Annotated in this window: 16 protein-coding genes and 1 pseudogene; 10 read left to right on the top strand and 7 right to left on the bottom strand. The window is 72.3% G+C overall.

Annotated elements, in window-relative coordinates:
• Positions 1-280 precede the first annotated feature (280 nt).
• Both EJG53_RS31650 and EJG53_RS31645 read left to right on the top strand, forming a co-directional pair.
• A complete protein-coding gene (locus tag EJG53_RS31650; RefSeq protein ID WP_125047812.1) occupies positions 281-787 on the top strand; it encodes a hypothetical protein in 507 nt (168 codons plus the stop codon).
• A gap of 81 nt (positions 788-868) precedes the next feature.
• Positions 869-1,561, top strand: a complete 693-nt coding sequence (locus EJG53_RS31645; protein WP_125047811.1) for a class F sortase — start codon at positions 869-871, stop codon at positions 1,559-1,561.
• A 39-nt stretch (positions 1,562-1,600) separates the two neighbouring features.
• Here EJG53_RS31645 and EJG53_RS31640 read toward each other — a convergent pair whose 3' ends face one another.
• From EJG53_RS31640 to EJG53_RS31630, 3 genes are all read right to left on the bottom strand, one after another.
• Positions 1,601-2,668 carry a DUF7916 family protein gene (locus EJG53_RS31640; RefSeq protein ID WP_125047810.1) on the bottom strand — a complete coding sequence of 356 codons (1,068 nt, stop codon included), beginning with the start codon at positions 2,666-2,668 and terminating at the stop codon, positions 1,601-1,603.
• 93 nt (positions 2,669-2,761) lie between these two features.
• Positions 2,762-4,066, bottom strand: a complete 1,305-nt coding sequence (locus tag EJG53_RS31635) for a glycoside hydrolase family 10 protein (RefSeq protein ID WP_125047809.1) — start codon at positions 4,064-4,066, stop codon at positions 2,762-2,764.
• Positions 4,066-5,013 carry a 5-dehydro-4-deoxyglucarate dehydratase gene (locus EJG53_RS31630; protein WP_125047808.1) on the bottom strand — a complete coding sequence of 316 codons (948 nt, stop codon included), beginning with the start codon at positions 5,011-5,013 and terminating at the stop codon, positions 4,066-4,068. The genes EJG53_RS31635 and EJG53_RS31630 overlap by 1 nt, the downstream gene beginning before the upstream one ends.
• Positions 5,014-5,398: 385 nt before the next feature.
• On the opposite strand from EJG53_RS31630, the gene EJG53_RS31625 reads away from it, so the two are divergent.
• The 3 genes from EJG53_RS31625 to EJG53_RS31615 all read left to right on the top strand — a co-directional run bounded on the left by EJG53_RS31625 (position 5,399) and on the right by EJG53_RS31615 (position 7,988).
• Positions 5,399-6,208, top strand: a complete 810-nt coding sequence (locus tag EJG53_RS31625) for an NAD-dependent epimerase/dehydratase family protein (RefSeq protein WP_125047807.1) — start codon at positions 5,399-5,401, stop codon at positions 6,206-6,208.
• Between the two features lie 138 nt (positions 6,209-6,346).
• Positions 6,347-6,619, top strand: coding sequence for a GlsB/YeaQ/YmgE family stress response membrane protein (locus EJG53_RS31620; protein ID WP_031010566.1), 273 nt, complete (start codon positions 6,347-6,349; stop codon positions 6,617-6,619).
• 103 nt (positions 6,620-6,722) lie between these two features.
• The gene (locus EJG53_RS31615) at positions 6,723-7,988 is read left to right on the top strand and encodes a TerD family protein (RefSeq protein ID WP_125049723.1); all 1,266 of its coding nucleotides are present in this window, start codon (positions 6,723-6,725) and stop codon (positions 7,986-7,988) included.
• A gap of 165 nt (positions 7,989-8,153) precedes the next feature.
• Here the strand turns inward: EJG53_RS31615 and EJG53_RS31610 are convergent, their stop codons facing one another.
• Positions 8,154-8,561: a hypothetical protein gene (locus EJG53_RS31610; RefSeq protein WP_125047806.1), complete on the bottom strand. Its 408-nt coding sequence runs from the start codon at positions 8,559-8,561 to the stop codon at positions 8,154-8,156.
• A gap of 482 nt (positions 8,562-9,043) precedes the next feature.
• On the opposite strand from EJG53_RS31610, the gene EJG53_RS31605 reads away from it, so the two are divergent.
• Positions 9,044-10,048: an XRE family transcriptional regulator gene (locus EJG53_RS31605; protein ID WP_125047805.1), complete on the top strand. Its 1,005-nt coding sequence runs from the start codon at positions 9,044-9,046 to the stop codon at positions 10,046-10,048.
• Entirely contained in the window at positions 10,045-10,602 is a 558-nt protein-coding gene (locus EJG53_RS31600; protein WP_125047804.1) for a flavoprotein, read from the top strand. Before EJG53_RS31605 ends, EJG53_RS31600 begins: the two co-directional genes overlap by 4 nt.
• A gap of 10 nt (positions 10,603-10,612) precedes the next feature.
• Here EJG53_RS31600 and EJG53_RS31595 read toward each other — a convergent pair whose 3' ends face one another.
• A complete protein-coding gene (locus EJG53_RS31595) occupies positions 10,613-11,815 on the bottom strand; it encodes an LLM class flavin-dependent oxidoreductase (protein ID WP_125047803.1) in 1,203 nt (400 codons plus the stop codon).
• Positions 11,816-11,900: 85 nt separating this feature from the next.
• A pseudogene (locus EJG53_RS31590) lies at positions 11,901-13,351 on the bottom strand (alkaline phosphatase PhoX).
• A gap of 504 nt (positions 13,352-13,855) precedes the next feature.
• On the opposite strand from EJG53_RS31590, the gene EJG53_RS31585 reads away from it, so the two are divergent.
• Both EJG53_RS31585 and EJG53_RS31580 read left to right on the top strand, forming a co-directional pair.
• Positions 13,856-15,013 (top strand): chymotrypsin family serine protease, encoded by a 1,158-nt coding sequence (locus EJG53_RS31585; protein WP_125047802.1) that lies wholly within the window; start codon positions 13,856-13,858, stop codon positions 15,011-15,013.
• Between the two features lie 23 nt (positions 15,014-15,036).
• On the top strand, positions 15,037-15,477 hold the full coding sequence (locus EJG53_RS31580) for a hypothetical protein (protein ID WP_125047801.1): 441 nt from the start codon (positions 15,037-15,039) through the stop codon (positions 15,475-15,477).
• A 94-nt stretch (positions 15,478-15,571) separates the two neighbouring features.
• Here the strand turns inward: EJG53_RS31580 and EJG53_RS31575 are convergent, their stop codons facing one another.
• On the bottom strand, positions 15,572-17,071 hold the full coding sequence (locus EJG53_RS31575) for a hypothetical protein (protein ID WP_125047800.1): 1,500 nt from the start codon (positions 17,069-17,071) through the stop codon (positions 15,572-15,574).
• Positions 17,072-17,310: 239 nt separating this feature from the next.
• Here EJG53_RS31575 and EJG53_RS31570 point away from each other — a divergent pair, with 239 nt between their 5' ends.
• Complete coding sequence (locus tag EJG53_RS31570) at positions 17,311-19,194, top strand: endonuclease/exonuclease/phosphatase family protein (protein ID WP_371858749.1); 1,884 nt, start codon at positions 17,311-17,313, stop codon at positions 19,192-19,194.
• Positions 19,195-19,223 lie beyond the last annotated feature (29 nt).

The raw sequence follows: 19,223 nt of genomic DNA, 5'->3' as shown, positions 1-19,223 counted from the left end.
CGATTACGCAGCGCTAATACCACATTCCACGCGAAATATTCGTCACCCGTTCATCCCAATCCGCAACATCACCGAACGTCACGACCACCTAGCCCCTGACCTGCCGAAACGTAACCGATCATGCGCGACACGCCGATGGTGCGCGGGAGTTCTGACAGCACGTCAACAGGCTCCCGGCGCGCCCGGCCGCTTACCTCGATTGCAGGAGGCGCGGAACTCCCCCAACTTCCTTTGCGGCGCTGCGGTGTGCCGCGGTCCGTGCCTCGTGGAGGTTCGTCCCATGCGTTCCACTCGCGTTCTCACCGGTGCCGCCCTGTCCGTCGCCGCCCTCGGCCTGTCCACCTGTGCCGCCTTCGCGGCCACCGGCAGCATCGAGGTGACACCCAACCCGGTCAAGGCCGGCAACACGGTCAACCTCAACAGCAGTGCCTGTGGCAAGAACGGCTCGGCCACCGTCGACGCCAGCACCCTGGGCGCCGGCCGGGTCACGCTGTCGTCGAAGGGCCAGACGCACACCGAAAACGTGCAGGGCTCCGTGCGGGTGCCGGCCAGTACCAAGCCGGGCAACTACGGCATCGGCGGCAAGTGCGCCAACGGGACGGAGATCTCCGGCACCGTACGGGTCACCTCCGGCAGCACCCCGCACGGCCCGACCAGGACCGGCGTCGGTACCACCAGTGAGAACTCCGGCACCACGGAGATCGTCGCGGGTGCGGGCGTCCTGCTGGCGGCCGCGGCCGGCGGCGTGTGGATGGTGCGCCGCCGTCGCGCGGACGACTCGGCCTGAACCTTCGCGGGCCGTCGGACGCGACCGGTCCGGCGGCCCGACGGTCCGCAGTACACCCGGACACCCGGAGGCACGACAGCCATGGGACACTCCCCCCGCCGCCGCGGCGACCAAGGGCTGATAGCCCTGCTCACCGCGGGCGCGATGGGCACCGGCATCTGGCTGATGGGCCACGGCGCGCAGGCCCAGGCGCCGCCGCCGCAGCCCTCCGCCGACCAGGGGTTCGCCGCGGGCCCGCGGCAGCCCGGGCCGTCCGCGGCCACCGCCCCGCCACCCCCGCCGATGCCGGCCTCCCGGCCCCTGCGGGTGCGCATCCCGTCCGTCGGCGTGGACGCGCCGCTGATGCGCCTCGGTCTCGACGAGAGCGGCGGCCTGGCGACCCCGCCGCAGGAGGACAAGAACCTCGCCGGCTGGTATGCGGACGGCAACACGCCCGGCACCACCGGCACTTCACTGATCGCGGGCCACGTCGACAACCGCTCCGGACCCGCGGTCTTCTACAACCTCGGCTCCCTGAAGAAGAACCACAAGGTGGAGGTCGTCCGCGCGGACGGCCGGACCGCGGTCTTCTCCGTCGACGCCGTCGAGGTCTACGACGGCGAGAACTTCCCCGACAAGAAGGTCTACGCACCGGCCTCCCGCCCCGAACTACGGCTGATCACCTGCGGCGGCGGCTTCAACAAGGCCCGGCAGGAGTACCTGGGCAATGTGGTGGTCTTCGGCCACCTGACCGGTACGAAGCGCGAACCGGCCCCGCGCGCGAGCGACGGCTGAGCCCCCGGCGCCTCCCCCTCTTCCTCCTCGACCGCGGCCTCAGCCGGGGATGCGGTTGCCGCGCCCGTTGAGCGCCATCCGGTTCCAGGTGTGCCGCCGTCCGCGGACCGCGACGGAGTAGGCGTAGAGCAGCTCCGGATCGCACATCCCCGGCAGGAACGCGTCCCCGAAGTGGTGCGCGTCCACCCCGATCTCCTTGGCGGTCAGCGCCAGTTGGGGCACGATGTCGGCGTGCGCGCCCTCCTGGCTCGTACCGATCGCCCCCATCACCACCGCGCCCGCGTCCTGGACGGCGGCGACCGCCTCGGCGGCCCGCTCCTTGGTGAGGCCGGGCAGGGTGCCGGGCAGCGGCAGGACGATGCCGTCGGCGCCCGCGTCCACCAGCGCGGTCAGCCGTCCGGGGGTCACCCGCTCGGGGTGCCCCGCGTGGTGCATCTTGCCGGACCACAGCGCCACGTCGTCGCCGAGCCCGCGGCGCAGTTCGTCGGTGACCCGGGCCAGGCCGTCGAAGCTGCCGCCGGTGCCGGGGTTGGCGGTGAGACAGAGCAGGGCGGCGCCCATGTCGACCAGGCGGCGGGCCTGCTCGGGCCCGGCCCGGCGGATCTCCGGCACGTCGCCCGGTTCGAGGTTGACGCCGATCGGGCGGCCCACGTACGAGGCGAGGTCGGCGAAGCTGGTGAAGGTGCCCAGTCCGGGCAGCCGCAGGTACTCCCCGTCCCAGGCCCGCTCGATGAGGTTGAGGACGACGATGTCCGCGCCGAAGGCGGAGACCAGCTCGATGTTGTGCACGCCCGCGCGGCCCTCGGGGTGCGGGGAGAGCGCCGCGCGCTCCGCGAAGACCTCGGCGACCATCGTGCGGCCCTCGGCGGCGGCGACCGCCTCGGTCAGCTCCCGGCCCCGCAGCGAAGCCAGTTCCTCCCGGTCGAGGTCGAGGATGCGCTGTGTCATGACGTTCCTTCCAGGTCTGCTCGTGGTCGTGCTCGCCGTCGTACGCGCGGTGCACTCGCGGGTGTGAGCGGCGGCGAGCACGTTGACGTCTCCGGCGCGCGGCCCTGGCCGTACGGCGAGGAGCACGGCCGCGAAACGGAACGCGTTGTAGTAGATCACCGTGCGGTGCGGGTGGGGCGGAACGGGCGGGGTGGGCTTCGCGGGGCGGTTCTACGGGGCGGCGCGGGGCTCCTCGCTCTTGGCAGACCGCGCCTACCGTACGGCCGCCAGCCCGCGCCGTACGGCCGCCAGGTCCCCGTCGCCCGCCAGGCCCGCGTGGTAGAGCCGCAGCTCGTCCGCGCCGAGGGCGGCGGCGTGCGCGGCGTCGGCGGCGAGGGAGCCGGGGCGGCCGCCCATGGCGGTGACGACGGTGAGGTTGGCGGCGACGACGGGGGCGGCGGGCGTGTCCGGGAACGTGGCCGAGCGAGCCTGCGTCTCTGGCGGTGTGGCCGAGCGGGCCCGTACCTCCGGGCGCGTGGCCGAGCGGGCCCGTACCTCCGCGAACGGCATCAGCGCGTCCGTACGGGCCGCGTCGTCACCCGTGCACGGCACCACCACCCCGTCGGCGTGCGCGAGGACGTCCGCCGGGTCGACGCCCGCGTTCGCGCCACAGCGGTGTCCGGCCGGGTCGGCGTGCAGCAGCACGCGGAATCCGTCGTCCGCGACGGCCCGTACGGCTGCGACGGCCTCCCGCTGGAGCGTGCGCGCGGCACCGTCGCGCCAGCTCCGTACGAGCTGTACGAGCTCCGACAGCTCACCCCCGAGCAACTTCCCGACGCCCCGCCACTCCCCGGCCCGCCCCTCCCCGGCCTCGCCTCCGCCACCCTCCGCACCCGCCCACACCGGCTCCAGCGCCCGTACGACCGCCCCCCGCACCTCCCGCGCCGGCACGCCCAGCGCCGTGTAGCCCGCCTCGCAGACCTCGCAGAAGCACAGCGACATCAGGTACTGGGCAGCGCCGGAGAGCGGCACGCCGCCGGTCTTGTCGTGGGCGTGCAGGTGGGCCAGCCCGTACCAGCCGCAGGACTCCAGCTCCGTGCCGCGCGCGCCAGGACGTACCGCGGCCTCGGCGGCCAGGTCGCACAGGTAGGCACGCACTTCGGGCCGGGCGATGCAGGGCGCCCACGGGTAGCGGTCGCCGTAGGCATTGCGTACGGCGATGGCGGGATGCTCGGTGCCCAGGCGCGTGTTGTGGGCCAGTACGACCCAACTGTGCACCTCCAGGCCCGCGTCCGCCAGCGCCCGTGCCGCCTCGCCGAAGGGGTCCGGCCCTGCCATCCAGTCCTGCCCGTACGGGCGCAGGGCGCGGCCCGCCCAGCGTTCCGCGTCCGGCGGGTACAGGACGGCCGCGTGCCGGGCGGTCACGACGCGGTGGCGGGGGTGGCGCGGGGTCAGCGCACGGGTGGAGTGGTAGGCGGCGGCCAGGGAGGCCTGCTGGACGCCGAGGTCCGCGACGCGGCGGGCGGCGTCCGGGTCGCCGGCCACGTCCCACGGGTACAGGAACGCGGCGGCGCGCATCACCGTCCGCCCGACGGAGCGCCGGCCAGCGCCAGGCCCTGTTCGATCAGCCCGGCCAGCGCCTCGACGTGCTCCGGTGCCGGTTCGCCGAGCGGCGGCCGGACCGGCCCGACGTCCGCCCCGCGCAGCCGTACCCCCGCCTTGACCAGCGAGACCGCGTATCCCCTGCCCTGGTTGCGCAGCTCGACCAGCGGCCGGTAGAAACCGTCGATCAGCCGGTTGACCGTCCTGTCGTCGCCGCCTTCGAGCGCGCGGTGGAAGGCGGTGGCGACCTCCGGGGCGAAGGCGAAGACGGCCGAGGAGTACAGGCGGACGCCGAGCCCCCGGTAGGCGAGGCCGGTCAGCTCGGCGGTCGGCAGCCCGTTGAAGTACAGGAATTTCTCCCCCGCTGCCCCGGTCCGTACCGCACTGACGATCCGTTGCAGCAGGTCCAGATCGCCGAGGCCGTCCTTGAGGCCGATGATGCCGGGGGTGCGCGCGAAGGCGGCGACGGTCTCCGGGGTGAAGACGGCGTTGTCGCGCTGGTAGACGATGACGGGCAGCGCGGTGGCGGCGGCGAGGTCGGTGTAGTGCCGCAGGAGGCCCGCTTGGCCGGCGACGACGAGGTACGGCGGCATGGCCAGCAGCCCGTCGGCGCCGGCCGCTTCGGCGAGCCGGGCGTAGCGCGCGGCGAGCGCGGTGCCGTACCCGGCGCCGGCCAGCACCGGGACCCGCCCGGCCACCTCCTGGACGGCGGCGGCCACACAGTCCCGGAACTCCTCCGGGGTCAGCGCGTGGAACTCGCCCGTACCGCAGCAGGCGAAGACGGCGGCCGCGCCCGCGTCGACACCGGCGCGTACGTGGGCGCGGAAGGCGGGCAGGTTGAGGGCGCCGTCGGGTCCGTACGCGGTCACGGGGAAGAACAGCAGTCCGTCGAGTCGGTCGGCGAGCGGCGGGGCTGAGGTCACGGGCTCTCCCTGACAAGCTCGTATCAGGAGGCGTGTACGGACGTGATGACGTCGCCGCCACCCGCCCTCGTGCACGTCCCTGACTGGCGTCCATACTCATGAACGCGCTCACGCTAGGGCAGCGCCCCGGCCCGGTCAAGGCCCGTAGACGGCCATGACGCCCCCGAAACCCCTTTCGCTCCAACACATTTGCCGACTCGTCAAGCACCTTGACCTTGTCCGGCACGCCTTCCTACGGTGACTGTGATCGTCCACTTGTACGGTGACGGTGCTCGCCTACTGGACGGTGACCGTCACCGTTCACTGGACGGTGACCGTGATCGTCCCTTCACCTGAACCCCGTCCGCGGACGAAGCCGTACCCCCGAGCCCGCCCGGAGGAGCCCATGCCCGCACCCCGCACCGTCCTGCTCACCGGCGCCGCCGGCGGCCTCGGCACCCTGATGCGCGGGCTGCTGCCCCCGTACGGCTACCGGCTCCGGCTCCTCGACCAGCGGACCATCGACGACGCACCGGAGGCCATCGCCGCGGACCTGGCCGACAAGGAAGCCCTCCGCGAGGCCGTACGCGGCGTGGACGCGATCGTCCACCTCGCCGGGATCTCCCTCGAAGCCCCCTTCGAGAAGATCCTGCGCGCCAACATCGAAGGCACCTACAACCTCTACGAGGCGGCGCGCGAGGAAGGAGTCCGCCGCGTCGTCTTCGCCTCCTCCAACCACGCCGTCGGCTTCACCCCGCGCCCCGCCGACGGCTCCGGCGCGATCCCGGTGGACACCCCGCGCCGCCCCGACACGTACTACGGCCTCTCCAAGGGCTTCGGCGAGGACCTCGCCTCCCTCTACTGGGACCTGCACGGCATCGAGACGGTCTCCGTCCGCATCGGCTCCTGCTTCCCGCGCCCCACCACCGTCCGCATGCTGTCGATCTGGCTGAGCCCGCCCGACTGCGCCCGCCTGCTGCACGCCGCGCTCACCGCCGAAGGCGTCGGCCACACCGTGGTCTACGGCTCCTCCGCCAACACCCGCCTCTGGTGGGACCTGACCACGGCCCGCTCACTCGGCTACGTACCGCAGGACGACTCCGAGCCGTACGCCGCCGAACTCCTCGCCGCGCACGGACCGCTCGACCCCGCCGACCCCGAACACGCGCACCTGGGCGGCGCCTTCTGCGTGGACCCGCCCCAGTGGCCGTACTGAGCCCTCCACCGGCCCCGTCGGCTCCACCGCCCTCCCCGCGCCACCCCGCCGAAGCCGACGCAACCCGCCCCGCCCTCCCGGCGTCCTTGTCTACGTATCAATCATTTGCGCAACCGCGCAGGAAACGAGGAACGCACCATGGGTATCGTCAGTTGGCTCGTACTGGGACTGATCGCGGGCGTCATCGCCAAGATCCTGCTGCCCGGACGGGACCCGGGCGGCCTCGTCGGCACCACCCTCATCGGCATCGTCGGCTCCTTCATAGGCGGCTGGCTCTCCACGAAGTTCCTGGACAAGCCGATTCCGAAGGACTTCTTCGAGCCGTCCATGTGGATCGCCGCCATCGCCGGCTCCCTGGTCCTCCTCATCGCCTACCGCCTGCTGTTCGGCAACAGCCGCGAACGCCGCTGAGCCCGTACGGGGCCCCGGCCCCGTACTGCCACGCCCGGACCCGTCCGGCCCTCGGTAATGGAACCGCAAAGGAAGGCCACTCGTTATCCCCGGCATGACCGCTATGACTCCTGGCTCGAACCTCCCGCTCACCGCCTCGCGGGTGGCGGTGGACGTCACCGCGCCCGTGCGGCTCGATGTGTCGGGCCTGCTGCTCACCACCGACGGCAAGGTGCGTTCCGACGACGACTTCGTGTTCTACAACCAGCCGGCCGGCCCGGGCGTGACCCACACGTCCGGCGCGGGCGGCGCGGGCGACACGATCACGGTGGACACCGCCGCGGTGCCGGCCGGCATCGAGAAGATCGTCGTGACCGCCAGCCTGGACGCGCCCGGCGCCACCTTCGCCGGCACCGAACCGACCGGCACGGTCCGCAACGCCGCCGACGGCAGCGTCATCGCCTCCTTCACGCCGCCCCGGCTCGGCCCGGAGACCGCCCTCGTCGTCGTGGAGATCTACCGGCGCAACGGCGCCTGGAAGGTCCGCGCCGTCGGCCAGGGTTACGCGAACGGCCTGGCCGGCATCGCCACGGACTTCGGCGTCAGCGTCGAAGAACCGGCGGTCCCGGCCGCGGCCCCGCAAGCCCCTCCGGCAGCGGCCCCCGCTCCCCCCACCACTCCTCCCGCCGCCCAGTGGGGCCCGCCCACCGGCGCCCCGGCCCCCATGGCCCCGCCGCCCGCGGCAACCACTCCCACGGCTCCCGCGGCCCCCTCCGCTCCCCCGGCTCCGCCCGCTCCCGCGCCCGGCGCCGGCAAGATCAACCTCGACAAGGGCCGCGTCAGCCTCCAGAAGAACCAGACCGTCTCCCTGGTCAAGGGCGGCCGCCCGCTCCTGTCCTCGGTCCGCATGGGCCTCGGCTGGGAGCCCGCCTACCGCGGCAAGGACATCGACCTGGACGCGTCCGTGATCGCCTACGGCCCGGACCGCAAGAAGGTCGACAACTGCTTCTTCGGCAAGCTCCAGATCCTCAACGGCGCCATCCAGCACTCCGGCGACAACCTCACGGGCGAGGGCGCCGGCGACGACGAGGCCATCACCGTCCACCTCGGCGGCATCCCCCCGCAGGTCACCGGCCTGGTCTTCACGGTCAACTCCTTCTCCGGCCAGAAGTTCTCCGACGTCGCCAAGGCATACTGCCGCCTCCTCGACGCCCAGACCGGCGAGGAACTGGTCCGCTTCGACCTCACCCACTCCGAACCGCGCACGGGCGTGATGATGGCCAAACTCATCCGCCAGTTCTCCGGCGAATGGGAAATGACCGCCCTGGGCGAATTCGTCGACTCCCGCACCGTCCGCGGCATGGTCAAGCCGGGGGGCGCGGCGCTCTGACGCCCATAGGGGCGGCCCCGCGCAGGCGGGCGCCGCCCCTGCGCCGCCTCTCCCGCTTCTCGTCGCACCCCGCGCACAGCCCGACGTCGGCCCCGCCGCCACTGGCCGTGTGCACGGTCCCGATGACGATCACGTCCCGTACGGAACCGCAGTCCGCACACCCGATCACAGCGCGCTCTCCACGGCGATGACAGCCGCCCGCAAGGCCACCGCGCTCGTGACCAGCGCTCCGCCCTCCGGCCGCACCCGCCACCACAGCCGCTCGCTGCGCATCTCCAGCCCCGGCACATACAGGGCCGAACCCACCCCCGCATCACCCCAAAAAGGCAGTCGCGTCCCACCGGCCGTACCGGCAGGCACCAGCCAGCACATCCCGGCCGGACGCCGGTGATCCTCGATGACCGCTCCGGACCTGCCACCCAGTTGCCTCAGGACCCGCTCCCCCGTCGGCTGTCCCAGCCACACCACATCCACCCCGAGCGCGGCCACGTCGCGCACCACGCGCAGTCCCGCTCCGCGGGGAATCCAGTCGGGGAGGGAGACGGAGGCGCAGCTCTTCGCGGGAATCGTCATGCCTCCAAGAACACCGTGTCCGGCGCTCTCGTACGAGGCAGCGCAGAAGGCAATTCTTGAGGACATTCGCCAGGACATTCGCGTCCTGCTCAGTCCTCCGCGCCCGTACTCTGGGCCGAGACGCAGTACGGAGGTTCGCCATGCCAGGCTCCCCGGGGAACCCACTTCTTGTCAGGGCCCGTATCAGTGCGGGCCTGCACACCCAGGACGATTTCGTCATCGCCTTCCAGGACAAGGCGTTCGCGCTGGGCATCGACGCGACGGTGACGGTGCGCCAAGTACGACGGTGGGAATCCCTTACTCCGGGATGGCCCCACCCCACGGCACGGACCGTACTCACAGCTCTCTTCGGGTGCCCGCCGGAATCCCTCGGTTTCCGGCGCCGCGTCCGGCCTCTGCCTCCGGAGGCGAGCGGCACTTCCCCTCCCTCCCAGGCCGAAGGAGAAATGCGGCGGCGGACTTTCGTGTCCCACTCTCTTGCCGTGGTCGGCTATGCAGCGATCCCCACCGCTCCCGACGATGTGCTGCACGTCCCTGTCATCGACCCGCTGGACGCCATCCGGGACGTTCTCACCGGCACCGTCAGCGCGCGGGAACCAGGCACCATCGAGGCGCTGCGCCGGGATACCACGGAAGCCAAGCGGCTCGTTCAAGCGTGTGGCTACGCGCGGCTCGCGCGGCAGTTGCCCGCTCTTTTGGCCCGGTTCGGGGGTTCCGGGAGCGCACTGCCCGAGCAGCGGGCCACGGACCTGCTCGCAGTCCATGCCTACCACGTGGCGGCAACCCTGCTCCTCAAGTACGACGACGCGGCATCGGCCTGGATCGCCGCCGAGAAGGCAGCGGCAGCCGCTCGGCGGACCGAGGCCCCGACAGCGATCGCCTCGGCGTACCGGATTCTGACCCATGCCGTCGCCGCCGTCGGCCATCGGAGGCAGGCGGTGCGCGTAGCAATAACCGGAGTCGACCGTCTCTCTGGACGGGTGTCCAGGTCCGCACCCGACAACGTCGCGGTCTTCGGTGCGCTGCTGCTGCGCGGAGCGTGGGCCGCCGCGCTGGGCGAGGACCGGGACGCGGCAGCGGAGTTGCTCGACGAAGCGGAACGTACCGCTGCGTTGCTGCAAGAAGCGACGAATCGTCAGTGGGCCGCCTTCGGAGCGAACAACGTGGCGCTGCACCGACTGTCGATCGCCCTCGCATTCAGCGACGCCGGCCACGCCCTGCAAGCGGCCAAGACCGTCATGCCCGACCAACTCGCCGTAGCCGAGAGACAGGCCACGTACTGGACGGACGTGGCACGCGCTCTGCACGCCTGCGGCCGTACGGAAGCAGCGACTCGTGCGCTGCTGGCGGCAGAAAAGGCAGCACCAGAGGAAGTACGGTCCCGTACTGTGACGCGGGAACTGATCGGGGAACTGCTGCAACGTGACCGCGCCGGACGCGCTCCCTGGCTCCGCGCGCTGGCGAACCGGGCACAGGTACCGGTATGAGTACGCCGCGAGTACTCCACATCATCGCCTGCGCCGCCGGCCCCGCCGCCCGGCTCGTCCGCCTGGTCGAAGCCGCCGTGGACGACGGCTGGGACGTGTGTGTCGTCGCCACGCCCGCGGCCGAGGCGGGCGGGTTTCTGGACGTGTCCGCGGTGGAGGCCGCCTCCGGACGGCCCGTGCGGAGTGACTGGCGTCAGGCGGGCGAGGCGAAGCGCAATCCGCCGCCCGACGCGGTGATTGTCGCGCCGATGACCATGAACTCCGTGAACAAGTGGGCCGTCGGCATCGCCGACACGTACGCCCTCGGCCTGCTCACCGAGGTGGTCGGGCTCGGGCTGCCGGTGGTCGCGCTGCCGTTCTGGTCCACGGCTCTGGACGCACACCCGGCCACCCGGCGGTCGGTACAGGTACTGCGCGACCTGGGGGTGCATGTGCTGTACGGGCCGGGCGCCTGGGAGCCGCACCCGCCCGGCACCGGCGGTGAGCGGGTGGACAGCTATCCGTGGCGGCTGGCGTTGGAGACGGTCGAGGGGTTGGCCGGAAGCGGGCCGTGAGGCGCTTCGGTCAGGACGCGCGTCCGGGTATCTCTGCCCGCTCCGGCAACTCCGCTCCCGCCATCCCCACCACCCGGGCCAGCCGCTCGTACGACTCCAGCAGTCCAGCGCGGTCGTACGTGCTGGTCGTCACCAGGAATTCGTCGGCGGCGGTTTCGGTGAGGAGGGTGTCGAGCTGGGTGGCGACGTCCGCTTCCGTGCCGTGGATGTGGCCGGTGAGGGCGGAGGTGTAGAGGTCGCGTTGTTTCGGGGGCAGGGACGGTTCTCGGGCGGAGATCGACTCGGCCGGTTCCAGGGGTGGGAAGACGCCGTGGGTGCGGGAGTAGGCCATCGACCAGGCTTCGGGGAGCAGGAGGTCGCGTGCCTGTTCGCGGGTTTCGGCCACGGCGACCGTGCCGGAGACGATGACATACGGGCGGGGCCAGAGCGGGGACGGTTCGAAGGCGGCGCGGTAGCGGTCGATGGCGGCGCGCATCGCTTCGCGGCCTCGTAGGTCGCCGATGACCAGGGCCAGTCCGGCGCGGGCGGCGATGTCCGCGCCCGCGCCGGTGGCCAGGACGAAGGCGGGGACGTGCAGGCCCTCCGCCGGACGGGCGTGCACCTGGGGGTGGGGGCGCGGGCCGTCGGTGAAGTAGGCGGTGAGTTCGGCCAGTTGGGCGGCGAAGGAGTCGGCGGCGCCCTTGTCGGTGCCGAGGGCGCGGCGGATGCCGTCGGTGAAGCCGACGGAACGGCCCAGGCCCATGTCGATGCGGCCGGGGAAGAGGGACGCGAGGACGCCGAACTGTTCGGCGACGACCAGCGGGCGGTGGTTGGGCAGCATGACGCCGCCGGTGCCGACCCGGATGCGGGAGGTCGCGGCGGCCACCGCGGCGGCGAGCACGGTCGGCGCGGAGCCGGCGACGCCCGGCACGCTGTGGTGTTCGGAGACCCAGAAGCGGTGGTAGCCGAGCGCTTCGGCGTGCTGCGCGAGGGCCACCGTGTCGCGGAGCGCCTCGGCCTCCGGGTGGCCCTGGCGGGTGCGGGAGCGGTCGAGGAGGGAGAAGGGGGTGGTGCGGAGGCGGCTGGTCCGGAGGCGGCCAGACCGGTCGTCGGAGGCGCCGTGACCGCTGTAGGCACCGGAGGCGTTGGAGGTGCCGGGGTCGCCGGACGGGTCCCCAGGCCCCGTCCCCTCGTCCTCAGCCGTCTGTGTCGTCCTGCTGCTCCGCGTACTCACCCCCCGTACAACATGCACATCCCGCCCAAGATTCCTGACCGAGCCCGCCACCCACCCCGCGCCAGGACACCCGGCCGCGCAGCGGTCACCGCTGCCGTCGCCACGGTCCCGTGATCGCCAGCATGACCCCCGGCTCCTGGATGTTGGCGAAGAGGGTGCGGCCGTCGGGCGAGAACACCGGGCCGGTGAATTCGCTGTAGGCCGGGTCATCGGCGGTGCCGATGTTGAGGTCGTTGCGGGCGATCGGGTACGTACGGCCGTCGTCCGTGGCGCCGAAGAGGTGCTGGACGCCTTCGCCGTCCTCGGCGATGATCAGGCCGCCGTACGGGGAGACGGTGATGTTGTCGGGGCCGTCGAAGGCGCCGTCCCGGCCGGGGTCGGGGTTGACGCCGAGCAGGACCTTCAGGGTCAGGGTGCGGCGGCGCGGGTCGTAGAACCAGACCTGGCCGTCGTGGCGGACCGGGCTCTCCGCGCGGGCGTACGAGGAGACGATGTACGCGCCGCCGTCGGCCCACCACATGCCTTCGAGCTTGCGGGCGCGGGTGACGTCGCGGTCGCCGAACTGTTTGCGTACGGGGGTGGTGCGGGCGTCGCGGTCGGGGACCTCGATCCAGTCGACGCCGTAGACCGTGCCGGTCTTCGTGGCACGGGAGAGGTCGTCCACGAACCGGCCGCCGGAGTCGAAGCAGCGCGGCGCGGCCAGGACGCCCGCGTCGTCGGCGAGCGTGCGGAGCCGCCCGCGGCCGTGCTGGAAGCCGTGCGGCGGGGTCCAGCGGTAGAGGAGACCGTTGGGGCGGTCGGCGTCCTCGGTGAGGTAGAGGTGGCCGCGCTTGGGGTCGACGACGACGGCTTCGTGCGCGTAGCGGCCCAGGGCCCTGACGGGGCGGGGTGCGCGGGCGGCGCGGATGTCGTGGGGGTCGACCTCGAAGACGTAGCCGTGGTCCTTCGTCATGCCGTTCTGGCCGGCCTTGTCCTCGGTCTCCTCGCAGGTCAGCCAGGTTCCCCAGGGGTGCGTCCGCCGGCGCAGTTGGTGGACGTACCGGCGATGCCGACCCGTTCGGAGATGTGCGAGCCGTCCCGGGAGATCTCGACGACGGTGCAGCCGCCGGCTGCCGCCGGATCGTAGACCAGGCCGTCGGCGAGCGGTACGGGGTGCGGCCACCGCGCCCGCGGCCCCTTCAGCTCGTGGTTGTTGACGAGCAGGGTGGTGCCGCGCGGGCCCTGGAAGGCGGCGGTGCCGTCGTGGTGGGAGGGGGTGGATTCGCCGGTCTCCAGCGTGGTGACGCCGGTCCGGGTGATGATCCGGTACGAGAATCCGGCGGGCAGCGCCAGGATGCCCGCCGGGTCGGGGATCAGCGGCCCGTACCCCGGTGTGCGCCCTCGTGCGCCGGCGGCCGGGGCGGTCGCGTCCGCTTCCGGTACCTCCTGCCCGATGGCACCGGGTGCGGTGGCCAGGACGCCCACGCTGCCGGTCAGTGCGACGCCGGCACCGGCGACGGCGGAGCGCTTGGCGAAGTCTCTGCGGGTGAGCGGCATGGTCATCTCCTGGACGGCCGGTTCGGTGTGCTCGGTCCCTGCGCCGCACACCCTCGCGCGCCCCGGCGAACACCGGTTGAACCCCGTACGACGCCGCGATGTCCGGAAGCGTTCCTCCCTGGCCCGGAAAACCATGGCAAACAAGGTCATCAGCGGCATCTGCGCAGCAAGCGCAAGATTTATCGCGTACCTCCTTGACCGCCGACCGGCCCGGCAATAGACAGTCCCTACCTGCATCACCCGTAGGGAGAGCGGAGAATCCGCCGCTGCACGGAGTTGCCCGGGGAGCAGTCCGTGCCGGGTTCCCGCCCTCCCCCGAGAGCCCGCCGCCGTGCACGGCCCGGGCTCGTCAAGCGAACGCGGTCCCGCCCCGCAGCCGTAGCCGCCCGTCCGCCGGAGCACTCCGGCCCGTAGGAGCGCTCCCGCCCGTACGGCCCGTCCGTACGGCCCGGGCGCACGGCTGAGAGCCGCGCGGGACGCCCACCGGGGAAGAGGTGGTCTGGTGTGAACCAGCCCGAGATGATGCGCGGACCCACCGGAGGTCAGGTCAGCGACACCTCCCGCCAACAGGCACTTTCCGACTTCATGCACCCCCAGAACCCGACCGCGAACGTCGTCGGCTTCGGGCACGGGGTGAAGTGGACCAACGGTGAGCCCACGGGCGAGGAAGCCGTCCTGGTCTTCGTCACACAGAAGGTCCCGGAGTCGATGCTCCCCGAACGGGACGTGATCCCCCGGGAGATGGACGACGGTACCCCGACCGACGTCCTGGCCGTCGGCCACATCTCCGCGCAGGCCCAGCAGCGCGTACCGAGCGGTCAGAGCCGCTCGATGGCGCAGGAGCAGGGTCTCGGCGGCAACGGCGGCCGGATGGGCGCGCTCGCCCAGCCGCTGCTCGAAGAGCTGAGCCAGCTCGGCAGCGCCCTGGAGCCGCAGCTCCTCAAGCGCCGGATGCGGCCCTGCCCGGCCGGCTTCTCCGTCGGCAACGTGCAGGTCACCGCGGGCACGCTGGGCAGCGTGGTGTACGACTTCCTGCCCGGCGCGCAGACCAACCCGCCGGCGCCCGGCCTCGGCGTACCCGGCAAGTTCTACATCCTGAGCAACAACCACGTCCTGGCGGACTCCAACCGGGCACCGCTGGGCAGCTCCGTGCTCCAGCCGGGCAAGTTCGACGGCGGTACGGACCCGGCGGACCGGATCGGCACGCTGGACCGCTTCATCTCGATCCAGTTCGCCCCGCAGATCCCGCTGACGCAGCACAACAACGTGGTGGACGCGGCCCTCGCGAAGATCGAGTTCGAGGACGCCACCCGGCAGCAGTACTTCAGCGGCGCGCCGCGCGCGTGGCGCCGCAAGTCGTCGGTCGCGGTGGGCGACCTGGTCAAGAAGACCGGCCGGACCACCAACATCAGCTTCGGGCGGATCGTCTCCACCGACGCCACGGTCGACGTCAACTACGGCACGGCCGGCACGGCGCGCTTCAAGGACCAGATCATGACCACCAACATCTCGGCGGGCGGCGACTCCGGTTCGCTGGTCACCTCGCTCGACAACGTCGCGGTCGGTCTGCTCTTCGCGGGCTCGTCGACGGTCACCGTCGTCAACCACATCGAGACCGTCCGCACGCTGCTGCGCGTCGAGGTCGCCGAGCAGCTTGCCTGACCCACCGAGCCCGAGGGAGAGCCATGACAAGCGCAGCGCAGAAGAGGAAGGGTCCGGGCCGCGAGCACCAGTTCGTCAACGCCCAGGGGTCCGAGGTCAAGACCCGGGACGAGGCGTTCGCCGTACAGCGCGAGGTCTCGGCCGAGGCCGTCCAGGTCACCCAGAAGATGGCGCTCCACAACCAGGCGCTCACCTTTGACATGGAGGTCAACTACAACCCGAACACCAACGCCATCACGGGCGGCCGGATCACCACCGGCATCTGCGGCGCCCCGTGGGACATCACCGGCGGCTCGATCGGCAGCTCGCTGCGGATCGACGCCAAGCGGCCGGGGACCGGCGGCAACTGCGCCGCGACGGTCACCATCATCGGCCAGTTCCAGGTCCCGCTGTCCTACCGCGGCACCTACGGCTTCAACGGCCAGTCCACCACGTTCAACTGCGTGACGCAGTTGGTGTGCTGACGGCGCACCGCCGCGGAACACGCCGGCGGGCGGCGGGAGCACCGAGGTGCTCCGGCCGCCCGCCGGTCGCCTGCGGCCGGTGAGCCGCGGACGCTCAGCCCCCCTGCCGGGACCGCGCCTTGAACGCGGCCTTGCGGGCCTCCTTGGCGGTCTTCTTGTCCGGGTGGAGGCGGCCCATGGCTTCCAGGACGTCGGCGGTCGCCGGGTGGTCCACCCGCCAGGCGGCGTCGAAGAAGCCGTTGTGCTGACCGACCACGCCCTCGACCAGGCCGCGCAGCTCGGCCGCGCTCTCCTCGTCGGCCTCGGCCGCGCCGAGCTGGGCCGCGATGGTGTCCACGGTCAGCCAGAAGATCATGTCCTGGGACGGCTCGGGGATGTCGGCGGCACCGCGCTCGGCGAGCCAGACCCGGGCCAGGCCGCCGAGCTGCCCGTCGTCGAGCACCTCGCGCAGCGCGGGCTCGGCCTCCGCCCCGGCCAGCGACAGGGTCTGCTGGCAGGCCAGCCGGCGCCGCGGCCCGTCCTCGTCGTCGCCGCGGGCGGCCGACAGCAGGTCACGGGCGGCGTCGACGGGCGTACGGGCCGCGAGCCACTGCTCGGACTCGGCCTGCGCCAGCGGCTCCGGGTAGTCGGGCAGCGCGTCCAGGAGGACGTCGGCGCCCTTGTCGGTGAGGTCGCCGACGGCCGGTGCGTCGACGCCCGCGTCCAGCATCCGGGCGCGTACGGCGTAGACGCCGAGGGGGGTGAGCCGGACCATGCCGTACCGGGAGACGTCCTCGTCCTCCAGCGGCTCGGCCGCGCGCGTCGTGGTGCCGTCCTCGTCCAGCTCCTCGATGAGCGCCTCGTCCACCGGCTGGTAGTCGACCAGGCCGATCGGCTGCAGCACCCGGAACTGGTCGTCGAGGCGCATCATCGCCTCGGAGACCTCTTCGAGGATGTCGTCGGTGGGCTCGTCCATGTCGTCCGGGACGATCATGGAGGCGGCGAGGGCGGGCAGCGGTACGGCCTGCGCGGGGTCCTCGTTGAGGGCGGTGAGCAGGTAGAGGTTGCCGAGGATGCCGTCCAGCAGCTCGGCCTCCTCCTCGGGGTTCCAGTCGATCGCGTCCAGGTCCAGGTCGCCGCCCTCGGCGATCTGGTCGGCGATGTCGGAGAGGTCGGGCGCCACGGCGTCGGCCAGTACGGTCTCCATGCCGCCGAGCCAGATGTCCAGGATGTCCTGCGGGCTGCCGGAGGTCAGCAGGGACAGTTCCTCGCCGGGAGCGGCGGTGCCGGTGGCGGCTTCGTCGGGCAGCTCGTCGCCGTCCGCCTCCGTCTCCTCGGTCTCCTCGATCTCCACCAGACCGGTGTCGACCGCGAGCTGCCAGGCTTCGGCGGCGTACCCGGCGCCGTCCTCGTCCCCGGCCAGGTCCAGGTGGTCGACGGCAGCGGCCAACTGCTCCTCAAGGAGCTCGCCGCCGACCCCGACGGGGACACCGGCCTCGGCCCAGCGGGCGAGCTGCGCGGCACGGGCGAAGAGCGGTGCGCTCAGCGCGTCCCGCGCCAGCTCCGCGTCGGAGTGCAGCCGCACCGGCGGCAGGGTGGGGCGGTCTGCGGACATCTCGGGCTCAGCTCCTCGTGCGGACTACGGCTCGTGCGAAGCCCCAGCGTAGACGGAATTCCGTGCATCTCGGGCGGTTCACCTTGCTTTCCGTTCCCGTACACCCGGCGAGCCTTGACAACTGCCGTGGCCACACAAGAGATTGACGCGCGTAGAGGCTGCCGGACCGTTTCCGCTCCGCCGCGTTCACGCCTTTCGCCCGCTGTTCCCCACCCTCGCCCGCCTTCCGGAGGCTCTCCGTGTCCGCGCAGATACCGTCGCACGATCCGATCCGTACGAGCCGTACGTCCCGCACACCCCGCCGCCGCGCCCTGCGCCGGCCCGCCACGCTGACCGCGCTGGTCGCCGCCGCCCTGACCGGCGGGCTGCTCGCCGTACCCCAGACCGCCTCCGCCGCGGTCACCCGCATCCACGACATCCAGGGCACGACCCGGCTCTCGCCCTTCGCGGGCCGGCACGTCGCCGACGTACCCGGCACGGTCACGGCGGTACGGGCCTTCGGCTCGGCCCGCGGCTTCTGGGTGCAGGACCCGCGGCCGGACCGCGACCCGGCGACCAGCGAGGCGATCTTCGTCTTCACCGGCAAGCAGACGCCGAAGGCCGCCGTCGGCGACTCCGTACGGGTCTCCGGCACGGTCAGCGAGTACTACCCGGGCGGCGAGCAGGCCGGCCTCCAGTCCGTCACCGAGATCACCGACGCCACCTGGACCGTGGAGTCCTCCGGCAACCCGCTCCCGGCGGCCTACAAGCTCAACGCCTCGACCGTGCCGGACCGTTACGCCCCCGCCGCGGGCGGCAAGAGCATCGAGAACCTGCGGCTGCGCCCGAACGCGTACGCCCTGGACCGCTACGAGTCCCTGGAAGGCATGCGGGTCTCGCTCGCCGACGCCTCCGTCGTCGGCCCCACCAGCACCCACAACGAGCTGTGGGCGACCGCCGAGCCCCGCCACGGCCGCACCGTGCGCGGCGGCGCGCTGTACGGCTCGTACCAGGACCCGAACCCCGGCCGTATCAAGATCACCTCGCTGATCCCCTTCGCCCAGCGGCCCTTCCCCGTCGCCGACACCGGCGACCGGCTGGCCGGCACCACCGCGGGCCCGCTGGACTACGACAACTTCGGCGGGTACGGGATCGCCGCCACCGAACTGGGCACGCTCGACGACCGCGGCCCGGCCCGCGAGACCACCCGCGCGCAGCGTGCCGACGAGCTGGCCGTGGCCACGTACAACGTCGAGAACCTGTCCCCGAAGACCCCGCCCGCCAAGTTCGCGCGGCTGGCCGAGGCGCTGGTGAAGAACCTCGCGTCGCCGGACGTCGTGGCACTGGAGGAGGTGCAGGACGACAACGGCCCCACGAACGACGGAACCGTTTCCGCGGAGGCGACGCTCAAGCAGCTCACCGACGCCGTCAAGGCGGCCGGCGGCCCCTCCTACGCGTGGCGGCAGATCGACCCGGTGAACAACCAGGACGGTGGCCAGCCCGGCGGCAACATCCGCACCGCGTTCCTCTTCAACCCCGCCCGTGTCTCGTTCACGGATGTCGCCGGGGGCGATGCCACCACGCCCGTCAAGGTGACCGGCTCGCCCGGCCGGCCCAGCCTCTCCGCCTCGCCCGGCCGCATCGACCCCGGCAACGCGGCCTGGACCAACAGCCGCAAGCCGCTCGTAGGCCAGTTCTCCTTCCGGGGCCGACCGGTCTTCGTCGTCGCCAACCACTTCAACTCCAAGGGCGGCGACCAGGGCCTCGACAGCCGCTTCCAGCCTCCGGCCCGTACGTCGGAGACCCAGCGGATCCAGCAGGCGAAGGCCGTGCACGCCTTCGTAAAGGACGTCCTGGCCGTGGACCCGAAGGCCGACGTCGTGGTGGCCGGCGACCTCAACGACTTCCAGTTCTCGCCCGCCCTCAAGGCGCTCACCGCCGGCGGCGTCCTCACCGACCTGGTCGACCGGCTGCCGCGCGGCGAACGCTACGGCTACGTCTACCAGGGCAACTCGCAGGTGCTGGACCACATGCTCACCAGCCGCCACCTGCGTCGCGTGGACTACGACATCGTCCACATCAACGCGGAGTACGCGGACCAGTCGAGCGATCACGACCCGCAGGTGTTGCGCCTGAAGCCGTAGCACTCCTAACCATTTGCGCCAGCACAACT

The organism is Streptomyces chrestomyceticus JCM 4735, assembly GCF_003865135.1.
Classification (GTDB): Bacteria; Actinomycetota; Actinomycetes; order Streptomycetales; family Streptomycetaceae; genus Streptomyces; species Streptomyces chrestomyceticus.
The sequence above is the reverse complement of the archived record's forward strand: the minus strand, read 5'-3'. Positions and strand labels throughout refer to the sequence as shown.

Excerpts from the sequence above, each read along its gene's own strand:
- EJG53_RS31650 (WP_125047812.1), top strand. The coding sequence starts at position 281 with ATGCGTTCCACTCGCGTTCTCACCGGTGCCGCCCTGTCCGTCGCCGCC.
- EJG53_RS31645 (WP_125047811.1), top strand. The coding sequence starts at position 869 with ATGGGACACTCCCCCCGCCGCCGCGGCGACCAAGGGCTGATAGCCCTG.
- EJG53_RS31635 (WP_125047809.1), bottom strand. The coding sequence starts at position 4,066 with ATGCGCGCCGCCGCGTTCCTGTACCCGTGGGACGTGGCCGGCGACCCG.
- EJG53_RS31625 (WP_125047807.1), top strand. The coding sequence starts at position 5,399 with ATGCCCGCACCCCGCACCGTCCTGCTCACCGGCGCCGCCGGCGGCCTC.
- EJG53_RS31620 (WP_031010566.1), top strand. The coding sequence starts at position 6,347 with ATGGGTATCGTCAGTTGGCTCGTACTGGGACTGATCGCGGGCGTCATC.
- EJG53_RS31615 (WP_125049723.1), top strand. The coding sequence starts at position 6,723 with ATGACTCCTGGCTCGAACCTCCCGCTCACCGCCTCGCGGGTGGCGGTG.
- EJG53_RS31610 (WP_125047806.1), bottom strand. The coding sequence starts at position 8,561 with ATGACGATTCCCGCGAAGAGCTGCGCCTCCGTCTCCCTCCCCGACTGG.
- EJG53_RS31600 (WP_125047804.1), top strand. The coding sequence starts at position 10,045 with ATGAGTACGCCGCGAGTACTCCACATCATCGCCTGCGCCGCCGGCCCC.
- EJG53_RS31580 (WP_125047801.1), top strand. The coding sequence starts at position 15,037 with ATGACAAGCGCAGCGCAGAAGAGGAAGGGTCCGGGCCGCGAGCACCAG.
- EJG53_RS31575 (WP_125047800.1), bottom strand. The coding sequence starts at position 17,071 with ATGTCCGCAGACCGCCCCACCCTGCCGCCGGTGCGGCTGCACTCCGAC.